This is a genomic window from Dyella sp. A6, assembly GCF_036320485.1.
GTDB classification, from domain to species: Bacteria; Pseudomonadota; Gammaproteobacteria; order Xanthomonadales; family Rhodanobacteraceae; genus Rhodanobacter_A; species Rhodanobacter_A aluminiiresistens.
Window position 1 is genome coordinate 1749319 of record NZ_CP132911.1, and the last position, 17246, is coordinate 1766564.

At 60.3% G+C, this 17246-nt stretch carries 18 protein-coding genes and 1 pseudogene; 5 read left to right on the forward strand and 14 right to left on the reverse strand.

All coding sequences use genetic code 11. The features are described from left to right. Positions 1-124: 124 nt before the first annotated feature. Positions 125-1063: a hypothetical protein gene (locus tag RA164_RS07630; protein ID WP_329743351.1), complete on the reverse strand. Its 939-nt coding sequence runs from the start codon at positions 1061-1063 to the stop codon at positions 125-127. A 676-nt stretch (positions 1064-1739) separates the two neighbouring features. Between RA164_RS07630 and RA164_RS07635 the strand changes: the two genes are divergently transcribed. Beyond that, positions 1740-2159, forward strand: coding sequence for a hypothetical protein (locus RA164_RS07635; RefSeq protein ID WP_329743352.1), 420 nt, complete (start codon positions 1740-1742; stop codon positions 2157-2159). Positions 2160-2231: 72 nt separating this feature from the next. Continuing rightward, positions 2232-2732 (forward strand): DUF2127 domain-containing protein, encoded by a 501-nt coding sequence (locus tag RA164_RS07640; protein ID WP_329743353.1) that lies wholly within the window; start codon positions 2232-2234, stop codon positions 2730-2732. Positions 2733-2945: 213 nt separating this feature from the next. On the opposite strand, the gene RA164_RS07645 is transcribed toward RA164_RS07640, so the two are convergent. From RA164_RS07645 to RA164_RS07670, 6 genes are all read right to left on the reverse strand, one after another. After that, positions 2946-3329, reverse strand: a complete 384-nt coding sequence (locus tag RA164_RS07645; protein WP_329743354.1) for an HU family DNA-binding protein — start codon at positions 3327-3329, stop codon at positions 2946-2948. A 416-nt stretch (positions 3330-3745) separates the two neighbouring features. Next, positions 3746-4534 (reverse strand): 4,5-DOPA-extradiol-dioxygenase, encoded by a 789-nt coding sequence (gene ygiD / locus RA164_RS07650; RefSeq protein ID WP_329743508.1) that lies wholly within the window; start codon positions 4532-4534, stop codon positions 3746-3748. A 112-nt stretch (positions 4535-4646) separates the two neighbouring features. Then, complete coding sequence (locus tag RA164_RS07655) at positions 4647-5756, reverse strand: S-(hydroxymethyl)glutathione dehydrogenase/class III alcohol dehydrogenase (protein ID WP_329743509.1); 1110 nt, start codon at positions 5754-5756, stop codon at positions 4647-4649. A 93-nt stretch (positions 5757-5849) separates the two neighbouring features. Then, complete coding sequence (locus tag RA164_RS07660) at positions 5850-6689, reverse strand: carbon-nitrogen hydrolase family protein (protein ID WP_329743355.1); 840 nt, start codon at positions 6687-6689, stop codon at positions 5850-5852. Further along, on the reverse strand, positions 6686-7285 hold the full coding sequence (locus tag RA164_RS07665; RefSeq protein WP_329743356.1) for a GNAT family N-acetyltransferase: 600 nt from the start codon (positions 7283-7285) through the stop codon (positions 6686-6688). Before RA164_RS07665 ends, RA164_RS07660 begins: the two co-directional genes overlap by 4 nt. Position 7286: 1 nt before the next feature. Continuing rightward, positions 7287-7694, reverse strand: coding sequence for a ketosteroid isomerase-related protein (locus RA164_RS07670; RefSeq protein ID WP_329743357.1), 408 nt, complete (start codon positions 7692-7694; stop codon positions 7287-7289). Between the two features lie 132 nt (positions 7695-7826). Here RA164_RS07670 and RA164_RS07675 point away from each other — a divergent pair, with 132 nt between their 5' ends. Further along, entirely contained in the window at positions 7827-8750 is a 924-nt protein-coding gene (locus RA164_RS07675; protein WP_329743358.1) for a LysR family transcriptional regulator, read from the forward strand. Between the two features lie 348 nt (positions 8751-9098). On the opposite strand, the pseudogene RA164_RS07680 reads toward RA164_RS07675, so the two are convergent. From RA164_RS07680 to RA164_RS07695, 4 genes and pseudogenes are all read right to left on the reverse strand, one after another. Beyond that, positions 9099-9662 (reverse strand): annotated as a pseudogene (locus tag RA164_RS07680) (transposase); the annotation flags it as partial. Between the two features lie 182 nt (positions 9663-9844). Further along, positions 9845-10798: an alpha/beta fold hydrolase gene (locus RA164_RS07685; protein ID WP_329743359.1), complete on the reverse strand. Its 954-nt coding sequence runs from the start codon at positions 10796-10798 to the stop codon at positions 9845-9847. Between the two features lie 143 nt (positions 10799-10941). Beyond that, a complete protein-coding gene (locus tag RA164_RS07690) occupies positions 10942-11502 on the reverse strand; it encodes a TetR/AcrR family transcriptional regulator (protein WP_329743360.1) in 561 nt (186 codons plus the stop codon). Between the two features lie 273 nt (positions 11503-11775). Then, positions 11776-12363 (reverse strand): NADPH-dependent FMN reductase, encoded by a 588-nt coding sequence (locus RA164_RS07695; RefSeq protein ID WP_329743361.1) that lies wholly within the window; start codon positions 12361-12363, stop codon positions 11776-11778. Positions 12364-12421: 58 nt separating this feature from the next. On the opposite strand from RA164_RS07695, the gene RA164_RS07700 reads away from it, so the two are divergent. Next, positions 12422-12820 (forward strand): winged helix-turn-helix transcriptional regulator, encoded by a 399-nt coding sequence (locus RA164_RS07700; protein ID WP_329743362.1) that lies wholly within the window; start codon positions 12422-12424, stop codon positions 12818-12820. A gap of 107 nt (positions 12821-12927) precedes the next feature. On the opposite strand, the gene RA164_RS07705 is transcribed toward RA164_RS07700, so the two are convergent. Beyond that, on the reverse strand, positions 12928-13869 hold the full coding sequence (locus tag RA164_RS07705) for an AraC family transcriptional regulator (protein ID WP_329743363.1): 942 nt from the start codon (positions 13867-13869) through the stop codon (positions 12928-12930). Positions 13870-13970: 101 nt separating this feature from the next. Between RA164_RS07705 and RA164_RS07710 the strand changes: the two genes are divergently transcribed. Continuing rightward, positions 13971-14945, forward strand: coding sequence for an SDR family oxidoreductase (locus tag RA164_RS07710; RefSeq protein WP_329743364.1), 975 nt, complete (start codon positions 13971-13973; stop codon positions 14943-14945). A 67-nt stretch (positions 14946-15012) separates the two neighbouring features. Here RA164_RS07710 and RA164_RS07715 read toward each other — a convergent pair whose 3' ends face one another. Both RA164_RS07715 and RA164_RS07720 read right to left on the reverse strand, forming a co-directional pair. Beyond that, the gene (locus tag RA164_RS07715) at positions 15013-16365 is read right to left on the reverse strand and encodes an ATP-binding protein (protein ID WP_329743365.1); all 1353 of its coding nucleotides are present in this window, start codon (positions 16363-16365) and stop codon (positions 15013-15015) included. Then, positions 16362-17072: a response regulator gene (locus tag RA164_RS07720; RefSeq protein ID WP_329743366.1), complete on the reverse strand. Its 711-nt coding sequence runs from the start codon at positions 17070-17072 to the stop codon at positions 16362-16364. Before RA164_RS07720 ends, RA164_RS07715 begins: the two co-directional genes overlap by 4 nt. Between the last annotated feature and the right edge of the window lie 174 nt (positions 17073-17246).

Here is a 17246-nt window from a genome sequence, read left to right on the forward strand (position 1 = left end):
GTCCATGTAGACCTTGTACGCAGAATGGCCTGATGTCCACCCGCTCTGGATGTCGAGGGCGAGGGAGGTGCGGGCAGCGATGTCTTGCTGGCCCAGGCCGGGACGCCGCAGCGTTTGTAGGAACTCAGGCGGCGTGATCCACCAGATCGGTGTAGGCCAGCACGTCTTCCTTGTCGCGTCGCGCTTCCGCCAGCGCGCGGACCCGGGCAGTGCGGGCGGCGGACCAGCGCTGCACGATTTCCCGGCTGGGCCGGTGCGCGGGCAGCGAGGGCGACAGGCGGGCCAGATGCTCGGCATGGAAGGATGCATACGCATCTGACAACGCCGCCTGCCTGAAGGGCGAGGGCATGAAGGTATCGATCATGCAACCGAGAATCGCCGCGGACCGGATCGCAATGCGTGCGTTGGTCCGGATGACTGGAGAATGCGTGTGCCTGCGGTTCCTGGTCGAACTGTTCCCGATCGAGCTGATCGCGTCGAGCACTCTGCAGAGCGTGTTGAATTCATCGCGATCGAGTGGCCGTTGGGCGAGGTCGGCCTGACTCCTGTCGACGATCCAGGACTGCAGCGTTGCCGGGAGTGCGTATGACTCGGCGCGGACTTTGGCGGCAGCCTGCGATGCCGAAAGACCACCATGCCTGGTCAACTCCTGCACCAGCGCCTCGCGCGTCAGGGGCAACGCCCGCTGATGGCCGAAAACGTCGTGCCAACGCCGGTACTCGGTAGTCATCTTGCCTAAGGTTTCAGGCCGAGGACGGTCGAACACACGTCTTTTATGTTCGGGTCCAACGCTGGGCATGATTGGTTGCGCACCACGCGCACGTGCCTGGAGAACACGGTCCAGCAGAATCTCGGCGATAGCCAGCAGGTCATGGTATTCGGCGGTGTCGCCCGTATCGTCAAGGCGTGGCGTGTAAACGAAACGGATTCCCGGACAATGCGGACGGTTCCGCCCGGAAAGCGATGCGGACCAGCCCTTGCCAGCAGCAGACGAGCGGGCCGCTGCCTCTGACGTCGGCATCGACATCGACGCTGCGTGCACCGACGGCAGTCGGCGCAACATGCTACCCACCAGATCGCTCAGCCCTTGTGGATCCTCGAGCGGTTCCTGTCGCCCATGCGTCGCCGTGAAATGGGCTCCGTGAATGCGGACAGGCGGGACGCCGGTCCGCTGGTCCGGGCCTGTGCCGGGGCGGCTTGGCATGGTTGTGTTCGGCGCGATCTCAAGCATTTCTGGGGACTATGGGGAGGTTCAATGTCGTGACGCCTCCATGCGCTTGAGTACCTGACGCGCCGATTTTTATCTATTCCGCGTCTGGCATCTTTTCTTCGGCAGCACTGCATCAGGTCTGAAGGGAAGAAAGTGCCGACCCTGTCACAGGTTTCCGTTTTGACCGTCAATCGCCACCGTCGAGGGCTGTGGATCGTGGGTTGGCACGACGATCCCGAATCACCATGCATGGCGGAAATCACATCAATGTTGGAGTTGTTCGTGATCTCGGATATGGACAGCAGTGCGAAGGCCACGCATCCGGCCATGACCGTGACTGCCAGCTGTACAACATCGGCCGGATGGCACGTGGCTAAGTGACCCATAAGAATCCGGGCGTATCTAGGAACCATGCGAGACGATTGATGCATTCGATCAAGCGCTCGGGATGGAGAATCGGACGGCTGGGTTCTCCGCTCGCATGGTGTAAGCAAGCCGTGTATCGAGACAGAGCTAACGGAGGTGGGTCATGGTCAAGCGCGTCGTTGCCAGGCAGATGTTGATCGGGTTGGCGGTTGCGACTTTGTGCGCCGTGCCGCTGGGCGCATCAGCCCATGATCATTGGGGTCACGGTGACCGCTATCAGCATGAGTGGCGCCAGGGTGACTGGCATCGCGATCGCGGCGACTGGCATCGCGATGACGATGGCTGGCGTCGCGGCGATGACAGGGGCGGTGGCCGGTGGATGGCTGGTGTGATGGTGGCCGGTGCGGTGGCGGGCCTCATCGACGGTGCGGTTGCGCCGGCTCCCCGCTACTACGAAGCGCCGCCGAGAGTGATCTATCGTCGACCGGTCAGGGTGATCTACGAAAATGCGCCGGTGGTCACGCGGACCGTCGTGTATGGTGCGCCGTACGGGCCACGTTACGACGACGACGATGGCGACTGAGTTTGACCGCCTGGATTAGGCAAGAGCCCGGCCCAGGCCGGGCTCTCTAGTTTCAGGATCGACGAAAGGCGCATGCGGCATCTATCCATACAGACGACGACCGACAAGGCATTTGCCATCGCGCTCGCACTCAAGGGCATCGATGCCCTGGGCGAAGTGGCGGGTGGCCTGTGGCTGCTGCTGATCGATCCGCGATGGCTGCAGGGCAGGGTCGCCGCGCTGGTCGCACCCGAGCTGCGTGAGGACCCGCACGATTTCATCGCCGTGCACATCCTGCACTGGGCGATCCATCTCAGGCAGCACGCCGTACTGTTTGCCTCTGTCTACCTGCTTTCGCACGGCCTGACAAAGCTGGTGGTGCTGGTGGAGATCGTGCGCGGCCGGCTGTGGGCCTATCCGGGGCTGATCGTGTTGACTGCACTGTTTGCGGTCTACCAGCTTTATCACATGGCCGTGACGGGTCTATCGCCGGGCTATCTCGCACTGACGCTGTTCGACCTGCTGATCATTGCCCTCACCGCCGTGGAGTACACCAAGCTGCGTTCCCACCGCCGTCGCGGGCATTGCACATGACACCGGCACACGATCGACTGATGTGAGCGTGCAAGTGGGGGCTGCTCGACGACGTGGCGGCCCCTGCCTGCTTCTCTGGCTGAGCGTTCGATCCACTGCTTCGGCGTACACCGGGGTAGGTGTATAACGCCGTCCGACACGCCCTTTTAGAGCAGTGAGGTCGCGCATGCTCCGCATCCCCTGCAGTTGTTGCTGCAGGGGCGTAAGCGGAGATCAGAGCGCGGCGTCTTTGAGCTTCTTGAGCGGACGCACCTTGACCTTCACAGTGGCCGGCTTGGCCGCGAATACCTGTTCTTCGCCAGTGAACGGGTTCTTGCCCTTGCGCTTGGGCTTGGCCGGTACCTTCACAGCGTTGATCTTGAACAGGCCTGGCAGCGTGAAATTGCCAGCTCCCTTCTTGTGGACCGCACCGAGCACCGTGTGTTCGAGGGCGGCGAGCACGGCCTTGACGTGCTTGGCGTCGACACTGGCGTGTTCGGCCAGATGCGCAATCAAGGCAGACTTGGTCAGCGTGTCCTTGATCGGTTTGATGGTGGGGGCTGCCTTCGGCGCAGCTTTGGTAGTTGCGGCCTTCTTGGCCGTGGATTTCGTCGCCATGATCTCGGGTCTCGTGCAGTACACCGTTCCTTGTGGAGCGATGGCCGTTTGGCGTGCCAAATCTACGTGGTTATGACGCCACAAACCACCCCGGGCCCGTAGCTGATCGCGTGTAAGCCACCTGCCATTGGGCGTGTGAAGCGCCTCGGTAGCCCGCTTCTTCTGGCCCCATGCCATTCATCGACTTGTTTACCCATCGCCTCAACTATCGCCTGGATGGCCGTGAGGGTGCGCCCTGGCTCACCTGCAGTGGATCGCGCAGGAAACCCGGCATGGCCGCTTCGTCCAGGTTCACGGGCGGCACTTGTGCAATCTGGAGTCCCCTGCAGACTTCAATGCCGTGGTGGGCGACTTTCTTTGCTGAATCGCCTGCGGGGAGCTGGGGATTGCCATCTCAAGCAGAGTCCCGGCACGTCTCAGAGCTGTACGTCCTGCCCCACGATGAGGGATGTCATCGAAAGCGACGACGCCACTTCGTCGTTGAAAAACGACAACGCGTCGTCGTCGGCCTGGGCCGCCAGCACGTAAAGCAGCGGCAGGTAGTGTTCGGCCGATGGAATGGCCAGTGCCGCGTACTCGCCCAGCGATTCGTACCGGCACAGTGCCGCATGGTCGTGCTGCTCGATCAGCTCGTTCACCTGACGCTGGAACGCGCTGGCCCATGCGGGAACCGTGCGATCGTGAAAGCGGAACAACCCGAGGTTGTGCACGATATTGCCGCTGCCGACGATCAGCACGCCTTCGTCGCGCAGCGGTGCCAACCGTTGTGCCAGCTCGTAGTGCCGGCCACCGGAGCGTGTGGCGTCGAGGCTCAGTTGAATGGTGGGAATGTCCGCTGCGGGATACATTCCGCGCAGCACGCTCCACATGCCGTGATCAAAGCCGTGACCGGCATCCAGGTGAACGCGCGGCTCGATATCACCCAGCAGCCCGGCCACGTCACGGGCCAGCACCGGATCGCCGGGGGCCGGGTACTGCACCGCGAAAAGCTCGGCGGGAAACCCGTAGAAGTCATGAATGGTTTCGGGCCGTGACGCACCGGTGAGGTAGACGCCGCGTGTTTCCCAGTGCGCCGATACACAAACGATCGCCCGTGGACGTGGCAAGGCAGCCCCGAGTCGCTGCCAACTGGCGTGATAGCGATTGTCCTCGATCGCGTTCATGGGGTTGCCATGACCGACAAACACCGCGGGCATCCTGTGCATGGACACGACGACTCTCCAGTAACCGTTCGAGAAGCTCGCATGCTAGCGAACTGTGACGCCTACCGGGCCAGTCACCAGTGACATCGCCCGCCGAGGCCAGTGACGGCGCTCGTCAATAATGGATGACCGAGCGGATCGATTTGCCTGCATGCATGAGGTCAAAGGCATCATTGATGTCTTCGAGGTCCATGGTGTGGGTGACAAACGGTGCGAGATCGATCTGTCCGTTCATGGCGTCCTCGACCATGCCGGGCAACTGGGATCGTCCCTTGACGCCACCGAAGGCCGAGCCCTTCCAGACACGGCCGGTCACCAGCTGGAAAGGACGGGTCGAGATTTCCTTGCCGGCCCCGGCCACGCCGATGATGATCGACTGGCCCCAGCCGCGGTGTGCGGCCTCCAGCGCCGAACGCATGACATTGACGTTGCCGATGCATTCGAAGGTGTGATCCAGCCCCCAGCCGGTCATCTCGACGAGAACCTCGTGGATGGGCTTGTCGTGGTCATTGGGGTTGATGCATTCGGTGGCACCGAACGTCCGGGCCAGCTCGAACTTGGCCGGGTTGGTATCGATGGCGATGATGCGTCCTGCCTTGGCCTGGCGTGCGCCCTGAATCACGGCAAGACCGATGCCGCCGAGGCCGAAGACCGCCACCGAGTCACCGGGCTGTACCTTCGCCGTGTTGTGAACCGCACCGATGCCGGTGGTGACACCGCAACCGAGCAGGCAGACATGCTCCGGATTCGAATCCGGATTGATTTTTGCCAGCGAGACTTCGGCCACGACGGTGTATTCGCTGAAGGTCGAGCAGCCCATGTAGTGATAGAGGGGTTCGCCGTTGTAGCTGAAGCGCGTGGTCCCGTCAGGCATGACTCCCTTGCCCTGGGTGGCGCGTACAGCGACGCACAGATTGGTCTTGCCGCTCTTGCAGAACAGGCATTCCCCGCATTCGGCGGTGTACAGCGGGATCACGTGATCGCCAGGCTGGACGCTGGTCACGCCCTCGCCAACCTCGACCACGACGCCGGCACCTTCATGGCCCAGCACGACCGGGAACAGTCCTTCCGGGTCATCGCCACTCAGGGTGAAGGCATCGGTATGGCACACGCCCGTATGGGTGATTTTGATCAGCACCTCGCCAGCCTTGGGCGGCGCGACATCGATCTCGACGATCTCCAACGGCTTTCCAGGAGCGAAGGCTACGGCTGCCCGTGATTTCATGGTGTGGTTTCCTTTGCTGAGTTGAATTTTCCATGCCGCATGCAAGTCGGCGCGGCGCGACGGCGTGGTTTCGGGTCAGTCCGTCTCGGTCTTCTAGTTGTGCCAGTCATGGTCCACGGCGACCTGGGCACGTTCCCGCTGGCGTTCCAGCAAGCCGATGTCCAGATCGGCGATCGCCCAGGTCTGCTCTCCCCGCGTCATGGCCAGGATTCCGTCCGCCGGAAAACCGTGATCCATCGGCACATAGATAGCAGCCTCACCGGTATTGATGTCCAGCGCAGGGCTCCAGTCAGCCGTGCCGCTGGTCACTGCCGTGGCAACGAACATCCAGTTTTCCAGTGCGCGCGCCATGCAGCCCACGCGGACCCGGGTGGCGCCGGCTGCGGTGTCGGTGCAACTGGGAACCAGCAGCAGACGCGCACCGGCTTCACGCTGCGCGCGTACGGGCAGGGGGAATTCGCTGTCGTAACAGACGGCGATGCCGGTAGGCACGCCGTTGAGGTCGAAGACTCTGAGCTCGTCACCCGCCTCGATGACACCGGACTGCTTTTCGAACGCGGTCAGCTGAAGTTTGTCCTGATAGCCACGCTGGCCGTCCGGAGCGAACCACCAGGCCCGGTTGCGGTAGCGCTCCGGCGCAACCTGAGTCAGGAAGGTGCCGGCCTGAATGGTCATGCCCAGTTCGCGCGACAAGCCGGCATACAGCGCCTGCCATGTTGCCTGATGGACTTGCAGCGCGGCCAATGAAGCATGCAGGTCGGCGCTGATCGCACGGGGCAGGGTGGCGGCCAGTTCCAGCGAAAGGTATTCGGGCAGCACCGCCAGCTCGGCACCGGCACGCGATGCCTCTTCCAGTATCTCCCGCTGTCGCATGGCGAACGCCTCGATGTCGGCAGGCATGCCCACGCTGTACTTGGCGACCGCAACCTTCATGAGTCCACCTCCAGCGCATGCAGCCACATCGTCAATGTCTGCTCCGTTTCCCTGGCTTCACCGACTTGTTTCCATGGAAGACGAACCTTCATGTGATGCTGTGGCGCATATCCACGCCGCTGCCAGAACGGCTCGTTGCTGCGATAGTCCGGCGGGCGACGAGGATCATCCTCGGCACGATCGACCGACACGAAGGCGCTCCACTTTTTGCCGAGTGTGCGGGCATGCCTCTCTCGCTCGTCGAAAAAGCGGTGCCCCAGCCCCTGGCCGCGGAAGGCGGGAATGACCAGTGATTCGCCGCAATAGAACACGTCATCCAGTGCGATACCTTGGTCGGAAAAAGGTTCGCGAAAAGCGGACGCGGCCTCGCTGAGCGGCAGGCCAGTGGACGCTCCCACGACGTGATCGCCGGCAAGCGCCACCACCAGCAGGCTGTTGGCCGACTGGGCATAGGTGGTGAGATAGCGCTTCTCGTATCCGGCGTCGCCATCGTACAGATACGGGAACTGGCGAAAGACCTCGATGCGCAGTCCCGCCACGGCATCGCACCAGTCGGCGACTTCGGTACCACGGCAGGTCAATACGCGTAGCGTCATGTCAGCTGTTCCCGGCGACCTGTGCTATCCAGTCGCCAAGATTGTAGTAGTTGGTGACGCGCGCGATCTTGCCGTCGCGGATGTCGAAGAATGCTCCGCCAGGCAGGACGTAGCGTTGTCCCTTGGCTTCCGGAAGCCCTTCGTCGGTCGCCTTGTATTCACCATGCACGACATATTCGGCGCCTGCATGCATGCCGTCGGAGGTGGCCATGATGACGATGTTGCTCAGCTGTTCGCTGTAGCAGCGATCCATGCGTTGCAGGAACACGCGGAACGCATCACGCCCGATCTCGCGCGAGCCCTGGTTGAGGTCGTGTGCCACATCGTCCGCGAGCAATGCCAGCATGGCATCGCGGTCACCGCGGTTGAACGCGTTGTAATAGGCAGAGATGAGGGGCAGGGGCGTCATGTTGTCCGGGTTCGTTGGGGCTGAGGGCACCAGTATGTGCAGCGATGGTGCTCTCGTATATGGAATTATCTAGATTTCATAATTCCATCCATGGGAATATTATGGGATCTCGACGATTGCGCCGCTGTTGTCATGACCAATGAACTCGAACTGCTTCGGATCTTTCGTGGAGCGGCCGAAAGCCGCAGTTTTCGCGAAGCAGCTGTCCGACTTGGCACCTCGCCGCAAGGCATCACGCGCGCTGTCCAGACGCTGGAGAAGCACTATGGCGAGCTGCTGTTCCATCGCAGTACCCGGCAGGTGCGCATCACGCCCTTTGGCGAGCGTCTGCTGCTTCAGGCACGCGTCGCGCTGGAGCAGTTCGAGGATCTGTGGCGCATACCCGGGACGGATCAACGCGCCACCGTGTCGGGCACCGTGCGAATCACGGCCCCGTACAGCCTGGGCACGCGGGCGGTTCTGCCTGCACTGGAACATGTCGCCGCGCTGCACCCCGAGATCGCGCTTGATGTGCGCTTGTCCGACCGGATCAGCAATGCCGTCGACGAGGGGATCGACGTCGGTGTCCGGGTGGGTTTCATGCGAGACAGCCGCTTTGTGGCGCGCAAGGCGGCCGACATGCGTCTGCCGATCGTCGCCACGCCACACCTGATCAGGCGGCTGGGTGTTCCGGTGGACGTCAGTGCACTGGAGCAATTGCCGGTAACCGCCACGCTGGATTCGAACACCGGCCGGCCCTGGCCTTGGTATTTCAGGGCCGGCCGTCAGTGGACACCGGCTTCCCCGGCCTTCATCACCGACGATGCCGACATGGAAATGCGGGCCGTGCTGGCCGGGATCGCCTTTGGCCAGCTGGCGGATTACATGGCCGCCCCCCACATTGCCAGCGGCAAGCTCGTGCGGGTCCTGCAGAATGAAACGCCTCCTGCCTGGGGGCTGTACGTCTATCGGCCCCAGCGCACACCGGTGCCAGCCCGAGTCAGGGTTGTATTCGATGCGCTCCATGCCGCGATCCGGTCACTGCCGCATTGCGGATCCGACGCCGTGGCCAGCTAAACGTGTGCAGGCTGGGTAGTGCGGCGTGTGTGTCGTTACCCATTTAACCGTGTCACTTCATAAGCAATTCAATATATTCAATGTGTTACGAGTTTTATGTGAGACGCGGACGATGTTGCCTGTCGAGAAAGTGACATGGTTACGCGGCATTCTTGGAATTAGTGACACGGTTAAGCGGTGTGGTCGGGCGCTTAGGGAAGCTGCGCAGAGCGGATGGGCTTAGCAGGCTGCTGAGAAGCACCATCCTGCGTCAGGCTTCATAGCCATGGTCTATGGATCATCGGCTTTGCGGTAGCTACAGGACACGATTTTCCGCCCTGCGGACGCACGTCTCCCGTCATCGCTCACGTCGGTGGTGGACGCGTGCGTCTCGTTGCTGCGCGACTGGCCACGGAAGTTGTCGCCATCACCGTCGCCGGGGCCGTCCTTGGGCCGGAAGCTCTTGTGCGAGGCCCATGCCTCCAGCAACGTGCCGTCCACCGAGAAGTGCTCGTCGCTGACCAGATCACGCAGCCGCGCCAGCAGCACGGTGTGCTCGCAGAAGTGCTGGGCGATCGCCTCGTCGAACAGCCGTTGGCGGTTGAAGGAGAACGTCGAGTGGTCCCACACCGGATCGTCGATGTTCAGGCCGACGAACCAGCGGAACAGCAGGTTGTAGTTGAGCTGCTCCATCAGCAGCCGCTCGCTGCGCACGCTGTAGACCACCTGCAGCAGCGAGCCACGCAGGATGCGCTCGGGTGGTCTCGACGGGTGGCCGCCCGCGGCATAGCGTGCCGCCAGCAACGTATCGAGCTCGCCCAGGACCGCGTCCACCAGCACCCGCAGTTTGCGGATCGGATGATCGGGCGGTACGCGACCCTCGACCGATACATACGAAAACATGCCAAGCTGCTGGACGTCGGGGCTGCGTATCGGATCAGGTGGTCAGTGATTGAGAGCGTCTATGACCGCGGCGATGCGTGGAGGTTTCTCAATAGCCTGTTAGGGCGCGTTGTCGAGGGTGAAACAGACCTGGCTTCGCCCCTTTGATGTCACTTCGTAGGGCGTCGCGCCGGAAAAAGCAGCCAGGCCGGGTAGGGTTCTCGAGGAAGTGATCACCTTTGGTGCTGGTGCAGTGTCATGAATTCGATAATGAGCCGGGCGACCGTACGTGGCGCTTCTTCCGGCATGTAGTGCCCACAAGCATTCAATACGCCGCCCCGCACATCGTCGGCGACCAGCTTCATCGTCTCGATCAACAGGGGGCCAACACCTTGCTGTGCGCCATAGGCCAGTACCGGTATCGCAAGCTTGCGTTCAGCGCGTTTTCGGCTCTCGGCCAATCCTTGTTGGCTGAATTGGTGGCGATAATAGGACAGCGCGGCGCGCAACGCGCCCGGTGCAGAGTTGATACGAACATATTCGTCCAGATCAGCGGCACCCATCGTCCAACTGTGAACCGACTTGGCATGGAACAGCCAGGTTAGGAACTCACGCTCTCGTCCTTTGAGCAGAATTTCCGGAAGATCCGGCAACCGGTTGAAGGCAAAATGCCAGGTCTTCATGTTTGCCTCTTCCGAAGGAATGCCGTTCGCCATTAGTGGCGAGACACCGGGCAGTGCCGAATCAAAAACGGCCAGCCGCTTCACTTCTGCAGGCCATCCGGCCGCATAGGCGTAGCCGATCCATGCCCCGATGTCGTGCCCCACGACATCAATGGGACCCTCGGCCAGAAGGCCGAGTGCTTCGACGATTCCATGAACTTCCGAAGCCACGGTCTGTATGTCATATCCCGATGTTGGTCGGTCCGAATCTCCCAAGCCCCGTGGATCCAGTGAAATGACACGGTACCCTGCCTCGACGAGCTGTGGCATCACATACCGCCATGCGTACCAACTCTGAGGCCAGCCAGGCAGCAGCAGAATCGGCGCACCTTCACCTCCTTCGACGTAATGCAGGCGGACGCCATTTATCGTGGTCGTACCGTGGTGAAATATCGACCAGAAAGCTCCCTGCGCGAGAATCGGCGCTGTATCGTTTTCAGGAGTTTGAATCGTCATGTGTTCCATAAAAGGACCTTCTTCATTCAGGTTCGATCGCAGTCATTGGGGCGCTGCGAGGTGAGAGAGCCGGCGGCAAGGATTCGTGTTGTGCCATCGAAACCTTGCTTCCTATATGGGTAGTGATCGTTACCTATTTAGGTAAAAAAATCTCACTTGATGAGCTTCAGCGCTTGTTCGATCGGTCGCGTCATGTCCTCGCGCGAGCGACCGGTCTTACCCAGCACACGCATGCCATGTAAGACACACACCAGCAGCCGTCCGACAGATTCCGCATCCACGTCGGCGCGGATGGAACCATCGTCCTGTCCTTGCCGCACACAATGGACAAGGCGCTTTTCGTGCATCTTGAAGATCAGGTCGACGCGCTTCGCGACTTCCGTATCGGAGCTCGCCAGATCCACGGCACTACCGACCACTAGACAACCACGTCGACCTGCAGCGCCAGAGCTGTACTCCACATAGAGCTCCAGGACCGCTCTCACTTGCTCGAAACCCGTTGGAGCACGTGACAGCGCCTGCTCCAGACGAGCAGCGCGCAGTTCGACGTATCGCTCAAGTGCCGCGAGGAAAAGCGCGTGTTTGTCTTTGAACGCCTTATAGATACTGCCTTCGGTAAGCCCGGTGGCTTCGGTCAACTTGCCTAGCGACGTGGCTGGATAGCCAAACTCGCTAAAGACAACAATCGCCTTGTCCAGAACAACCTCGAGCACAAATTCCCGAGGGCGTCCTGGCCCGCGGGCGACTGAGGTGGGCGTGGGTGATCTGGGCATGCGTGTATATTAGGATGTAATCGCTACCTAATAAAGGCGGGTTGGTGGGGCAGCGGTCAGGGCGTCCTCGTAGTGTCGGTGAAGCCCCGGGTGAATCGTCCCGTGCAGCCTAGACGCTCTCGAGAGATACACCTCACATCGAACGCCGTTTCGACATTGCCGCGTACTATTTGTGGGCAAAGATGGCGTTTTGACCGATTCTGGTCGCCGCTCTCAAAGGGATTGGGCGCGCGCGACCATTGTTGCGCGTGCCCACCAGGCAAGCTCGTCGAGCGCCGCGGTGGCCGACGGAAGCAGTGTCTTCTCAATCTCCTCAACGGGTTTGTTGCCGAACGCCGGATGTATCGCCTGGAAATCATGACCGCCAATGTGGACGGCGCTGCGTGTTGACACCATGTGCAATTCGATTGCAATGCAACGCAGGTGCTCAAGTGCTCGACTGGCGCCTAAACCACCATAGCCGATTGCGGTGAAAGGCTTGCGGTTCCATTCGCTGTAGGCCTGATCCAGCGCGTTTTTCAGTACCGCGGTGATCGAATGGTTGTACTCCGCGATCACAAAGATGAAGCCGTCGTATTGACGGAGCGTCTGCTGCCATCGACGGGCTTCAGCAGACTGGCTGGGGGCACGCATGCTTGAGGCGACCTCAGCGAAAAACGGCAGGGGATGGTCACGCAGATCGACCATGTCGACCTCCATGTCATCGCGCTCCTCGGCCTGCTTTAGCATCCATTGGGCAGGTACGTCCGCAAATCGGCTGGGGCGGGTGGAGCCGATGATGAGTGCAATACGTGGTTTCATGTTGAAAGTTTCATCCTGTATGTTGGTTTCTGATTGAAACCATCCTAGGAGCGCCCTCATGACGCCACAAGAAGGCACCAATTCGAAACTACAGAACCCACATGATCCCGCTGTCTGCGAGCACATCAGCCGGATGCTCGCTCGAATCTGCGACAAGTGGACCTTGCTGGTGGTGCGGACCCTGGGGCGAGGACCGCTTCGATTCAATGCACTTCGTCGAGAAGTGGGCGAAATCAGCCAGAAAATGCTCACCCAGACCCTTCGGGAACTGGAGAGGAATGGACTCGTATCGCGAACTGTCACACCGGTAAGACCACCCCAGGTGGAGTACGCGCTGACGCCGCTCGGCAAAGACTTCCTCAAGCCGGTGAGGGGGCTGTCGCAATGGGTTGCGTTGCACTCTCAAGAGCTGACCGATTCACGGATCGCCTATGACCGATCGGTTGCCCGTGATTGATGTCAACGTCGCCCCAAGAAGCGGCCGGAAGATACCGACTACGGTTGCATTACGGAGCAGGGCACAAAGGCGATCGTTCCGCGTGCATTATGCAAGCAGTACGCCTGTTACGACGACGGCGTGTTGATGACTGACGTACCGGCAAGCGCAGCTTTGCCGTATCGCCGTGGTGAGCAGTGCATCACGCGCTTGAACGTGGCGCTGAAGGATTTTTCGGATTCGTAACCCAGGGCAGCACTGATCCCCGCCAGCGACTGGCGTGACGTTGTCAGCATTTCGGCGGCGCGCAACATGCGCCAGCGTGTCAGGTAAGCCATGGGGGTCACTCCGGCGGCCTGCCGAAAGCGCATTGCGAAGGCCGTTCGCGACATGGCGGCTTCGGCAGCCAGCGACTCGACCGTCCACCGGTGGCCGGGCATGCGGTGCATCGCGCCGATCGCGGCCCTCAACCTGGGGTCGGCAAGAGCGAACAACCATCCTGTCCCCTGATGCCGTTTGTCGGTTAGATGAACACGCAAAGCCTGGACAAGAATCATGGTCGCCAGCTGTTCGGCGATGACGAAATCGCCGGGCTGGCCTTCCGACAGTTCCTGCCGCATGCGCTGGACACACCAGCGCAGCATTTCGTTGTCCACACTTTTGCGTATATGCAGGATTGGCGGCAGTGTCTCGATCAGCAGGTCGGCCTGGCCGCCCGACAGCGTGAAATATCCACCCACGCTCAGAAAATCACCGCCACCGTTGTACGTGATGATGCGCCCATTTTGCACCGGGGGCAGGATCTGCTGGATGTCCACTGGACTGATGGCGGGATCGCTTGCTATCCGGAATGCCTTGCCATGCGGAAGAAGGAATGTTTCACCCGCTTGAATGCGTACCGGCTGTGGTGCGTCCTCCAGTGTGATCCAGCAGGCACCCGTAACGACGGCATGGAATTTGATCCCTTCGTGCTGGCCGAAGCGCACCGCAAACTCGCCGCCGGCATCGAAGCCGCCTGACACATAGCTGCGCAGCTTTAGCACCGACAAAAGATCTGACAGAGGGTCCATACCCGCCAACGTGTACGCTTGAATACGTATTGTGCACTCTAAGGTGTATTTCGTACCGCTTCCAGTGCCTATCCTGAGTCCACCCACACAGGAGAACAGTCATGCGAATTTTCGTGACGGGTGCATCGGGCTTCATCGGAACGGCCGTCGTTCGCTCGTTGGTTTTGTCGGGCCATGAAGTGACGGGTCTTGCGCGGTCTGCCGACGCCGCGAAGTGTCTGGTGTCGGCGGGTGCCGCTGTGGCGCGAGGAACCATTGATGACCTTGATGTACTGCGGCGCGAGGCAACAAAAGCCGATGGTGTGATTCATACCGCCTTCTTCCACAAGCTCTCCCACATGGAATTCGGCACGCGCTTGCGCGTACTGCTCGGTGGTGTGCCGTCGGGTATTGTTGAACGATTCAGCACCTGTGCCGTGGATGCCGACCAGCGAGCAATCCAAACGATGGGACGTGTGTTGGACAAGGGAGCGCCACTGATTGCTGCATTTCCGACCATGGCGCTAATGGCAGGGCGATGGGCGAAGGAGACCGATGCGGCGGATGTCCGCTCGGTCGGCGGTGCCCGGTCGCGGTCGGAGCGGGCAATCCACGAACTGGCGGAGCGAGGCGTGCGTGCCGCCACCATACGGTTACCGCCCTCCGTCCATGACGCGACGAAACAGGGGCTGGTTACGCAATTGATTGCGCTGGCGCGCAAGAAGAACGCTTCCGCCTATTTGGGTAGCGGAGATCATCGCTGGTGTGCCGTACACCGAGAGGATGCAGCGGCGCTGTTTGTCCATGCGCTGGAGCGCGGGGATGCCGGGGCCCACTACCACGCCGTTGGCGAGGAGCCCATAACGTTGCGCAGCATTGCCTTGACAATCGGTAGCGCATTGGACGTTCCAGCCAAATCGCTTTCAGTGACGGAAGGTACGCGACATTTCGGATGGCTTGCCCCATTTATCGGCACCGACAATCCGGTATCGAGCCGAATCACGCAGGAATCGCTTGGATGGAGGCCGGCGGGACAACACCTTTTGGACGATGTGGGCGCCTCTATAAAGCGCGGTAGCGCTCTAGCGTCTTCATGACGCGTGATTCCAGCCTCACCGTCCCTGGCGCCGGCGGATGCGTTCTGATGCACGTTGAACGCACGAGTCATGAACGATGCTTGAGCGTTATACGTGCACGTAATCCATGCGGACGAAGGTTTTCGATTGTCAGTTCGCCGTGATGACTACGAATAATCTGCAAGGCCGATGCGAGGCCAAGGCCGAAGCCGCCCGTCGCTCGATTACGAGAGGGTTCGCCACGGAAGAACGGTTCGAATAATTTGGGAATCAGAGCCGGTGGTATGCCTGGCCCCTGATCGTCGATCATGATCACGACGGATTCGCGATCCTGCTCTAACTTTACGCTAGCAGAATTCCCGTATTTCACAGCGTTGTCGATAAGGTTCGTCACCGCACGCTTCAGTGCGATGGGCCGCCCGTGATAGACCACGCGAGTCGTAGGAAGATTCCATTGCACCGATGCACCCAAGTCCCGGAAGTCGTCGACGACGGTATGCAGCAACTCGCCAAGATCAAGTGACACCAACGCTTCCTGCTGGCCATCGAGACGGAAAAAGGTGAGGCTGGACTCGATCATTGCCCGCATGTCGTCAACATCGCGAAAGAGCTTTTGCTGTTGCTCGGCATCTTCGATGAACTCGCCACGCATGCGCATGCGTGTTAGCGGAGCCCGAAGATCGTGCGAGATGGCGACCAGCATGGTTGTACGGCTGTCGAGGAGTTGCTGGATGCGATCCTGCATAGCATTGAAAGCTGCCGCGACCTCGCGAATTTCCAACGGACCATCCAGGCGGAGCGAGGCAACTCGCGAACTCGAGCCGAAGTCTTCGGCAGCTTTGGCCAGTTGCTGCATGGGGCGCGCCAGGCGCCGGCTGGCGATGGCAGTCATTGACCCAGTAACAAAAAGGACCAGTAGCGAAGTAAGAAGGAATTTATCGGTGCGACCTATTCCCCAGCTCCGGTCATGGGTGTCGAAGCTCACCCAGCTTTGATCGCTTAGTTGGATCGCAATGGCATAGTCGCTGGAAGCAGACGCTGGCAAGGTGTCTTTGTCGTCGGGGTCGGCGCCGAGTATTGCTATACGCGGACGCCCAAGCAGACGCGCAACACGACCCCAGATGGGGCTGCTCAGGGGTCTTCTTTTCGCTGTTCGAAGCGGTAGCGGGAGTTGTTCGCGCCTTGCGTACCAATGTGTGTTGAATGCAGGTGAAGAAAGCCTCTCGGTCAATGACGCTCGTTCCGCAGCTGGTGTTGCGTCTACAGCCTTAGTTATTCCGACCGCTTGGTCGAGTAGGCCCGCGCTTCCGAGCGACGGCTTTGCCCAGACGCCTGCAAAGTGCGTGATGGTCATGGTAGTCACGAGTGAGACGAGAATCGCAGACACCACGTTCAGAGCGAGCCATGTGGATAGCCTGTCAAGCAAGCGCGGCCACTTCATCCGATACTCCTGACTGGCAAGGTGAAGATGTAGCCTGAATTGCGCACAGTGCGAATGACTTCTGGACTCCTCACATTGGTTTCGATCTTCCGCCGTATCCGACTTATCTTGACGTCGATGCTTCGGTCGAACACCTCATGCGTGGAGCCGTGCGCGTAATCAATCAACTGTTCTCTTGTCAGAAGTCGCTGCGGATGCTCGAGAAATACGAGAAGTAGCTCGAACTCTCCATTTGACAAGGGAACCTGCGTTGCGTCTTCCGATCGAAGCTCACGCTTGGCCACGTTCAATTGCCATGTGCCGAACTGCAGGACAGCGTTGTGTCCGGTCAGAAGCTCACCATAGACGGTTGAGCGTCTTAACAGCGCACGGATGCGAGCGAGCAGCTCACGAGCGTCAAATGGTTTGGCGAGGTAATCGTCGGCACCAAGTTCGAGTCCGACGATACGGTCAGTGATATCAGTCATGGCCGTCAGCAAGATGACCGGAACACGGGATGTTGTGCGCAAGCGTCTGCAGAGACTGAGCCCGTCTTCACCTGGAAGCATGATATCGAGGATCACCACATCGAAGGCTGTGGTTCTCATACGGACGTCCATCTGTGCGCCAGATGTGACGGTGTCTACGACGTAGTGGTGGCGCTCAAGAAATTTCTTGAGAAGGGCAAGGAGGTCTTCGTCATCGTCCACGACAAGAATCTGGTTCACGGCATTTCACTTGGATAGTGCAGGTGGTTGGAGTCTTTGCTTTATACGTCAACGGAATGATGTCTACCAATATTTCAACGTAGAAACATTGTTTCTGATTGATGCAGGCGCAGACAAACTGGAGACACGTTTTGCGAGCAGGATATAGCCACTCCGGTGATCCTGAAATCCCAC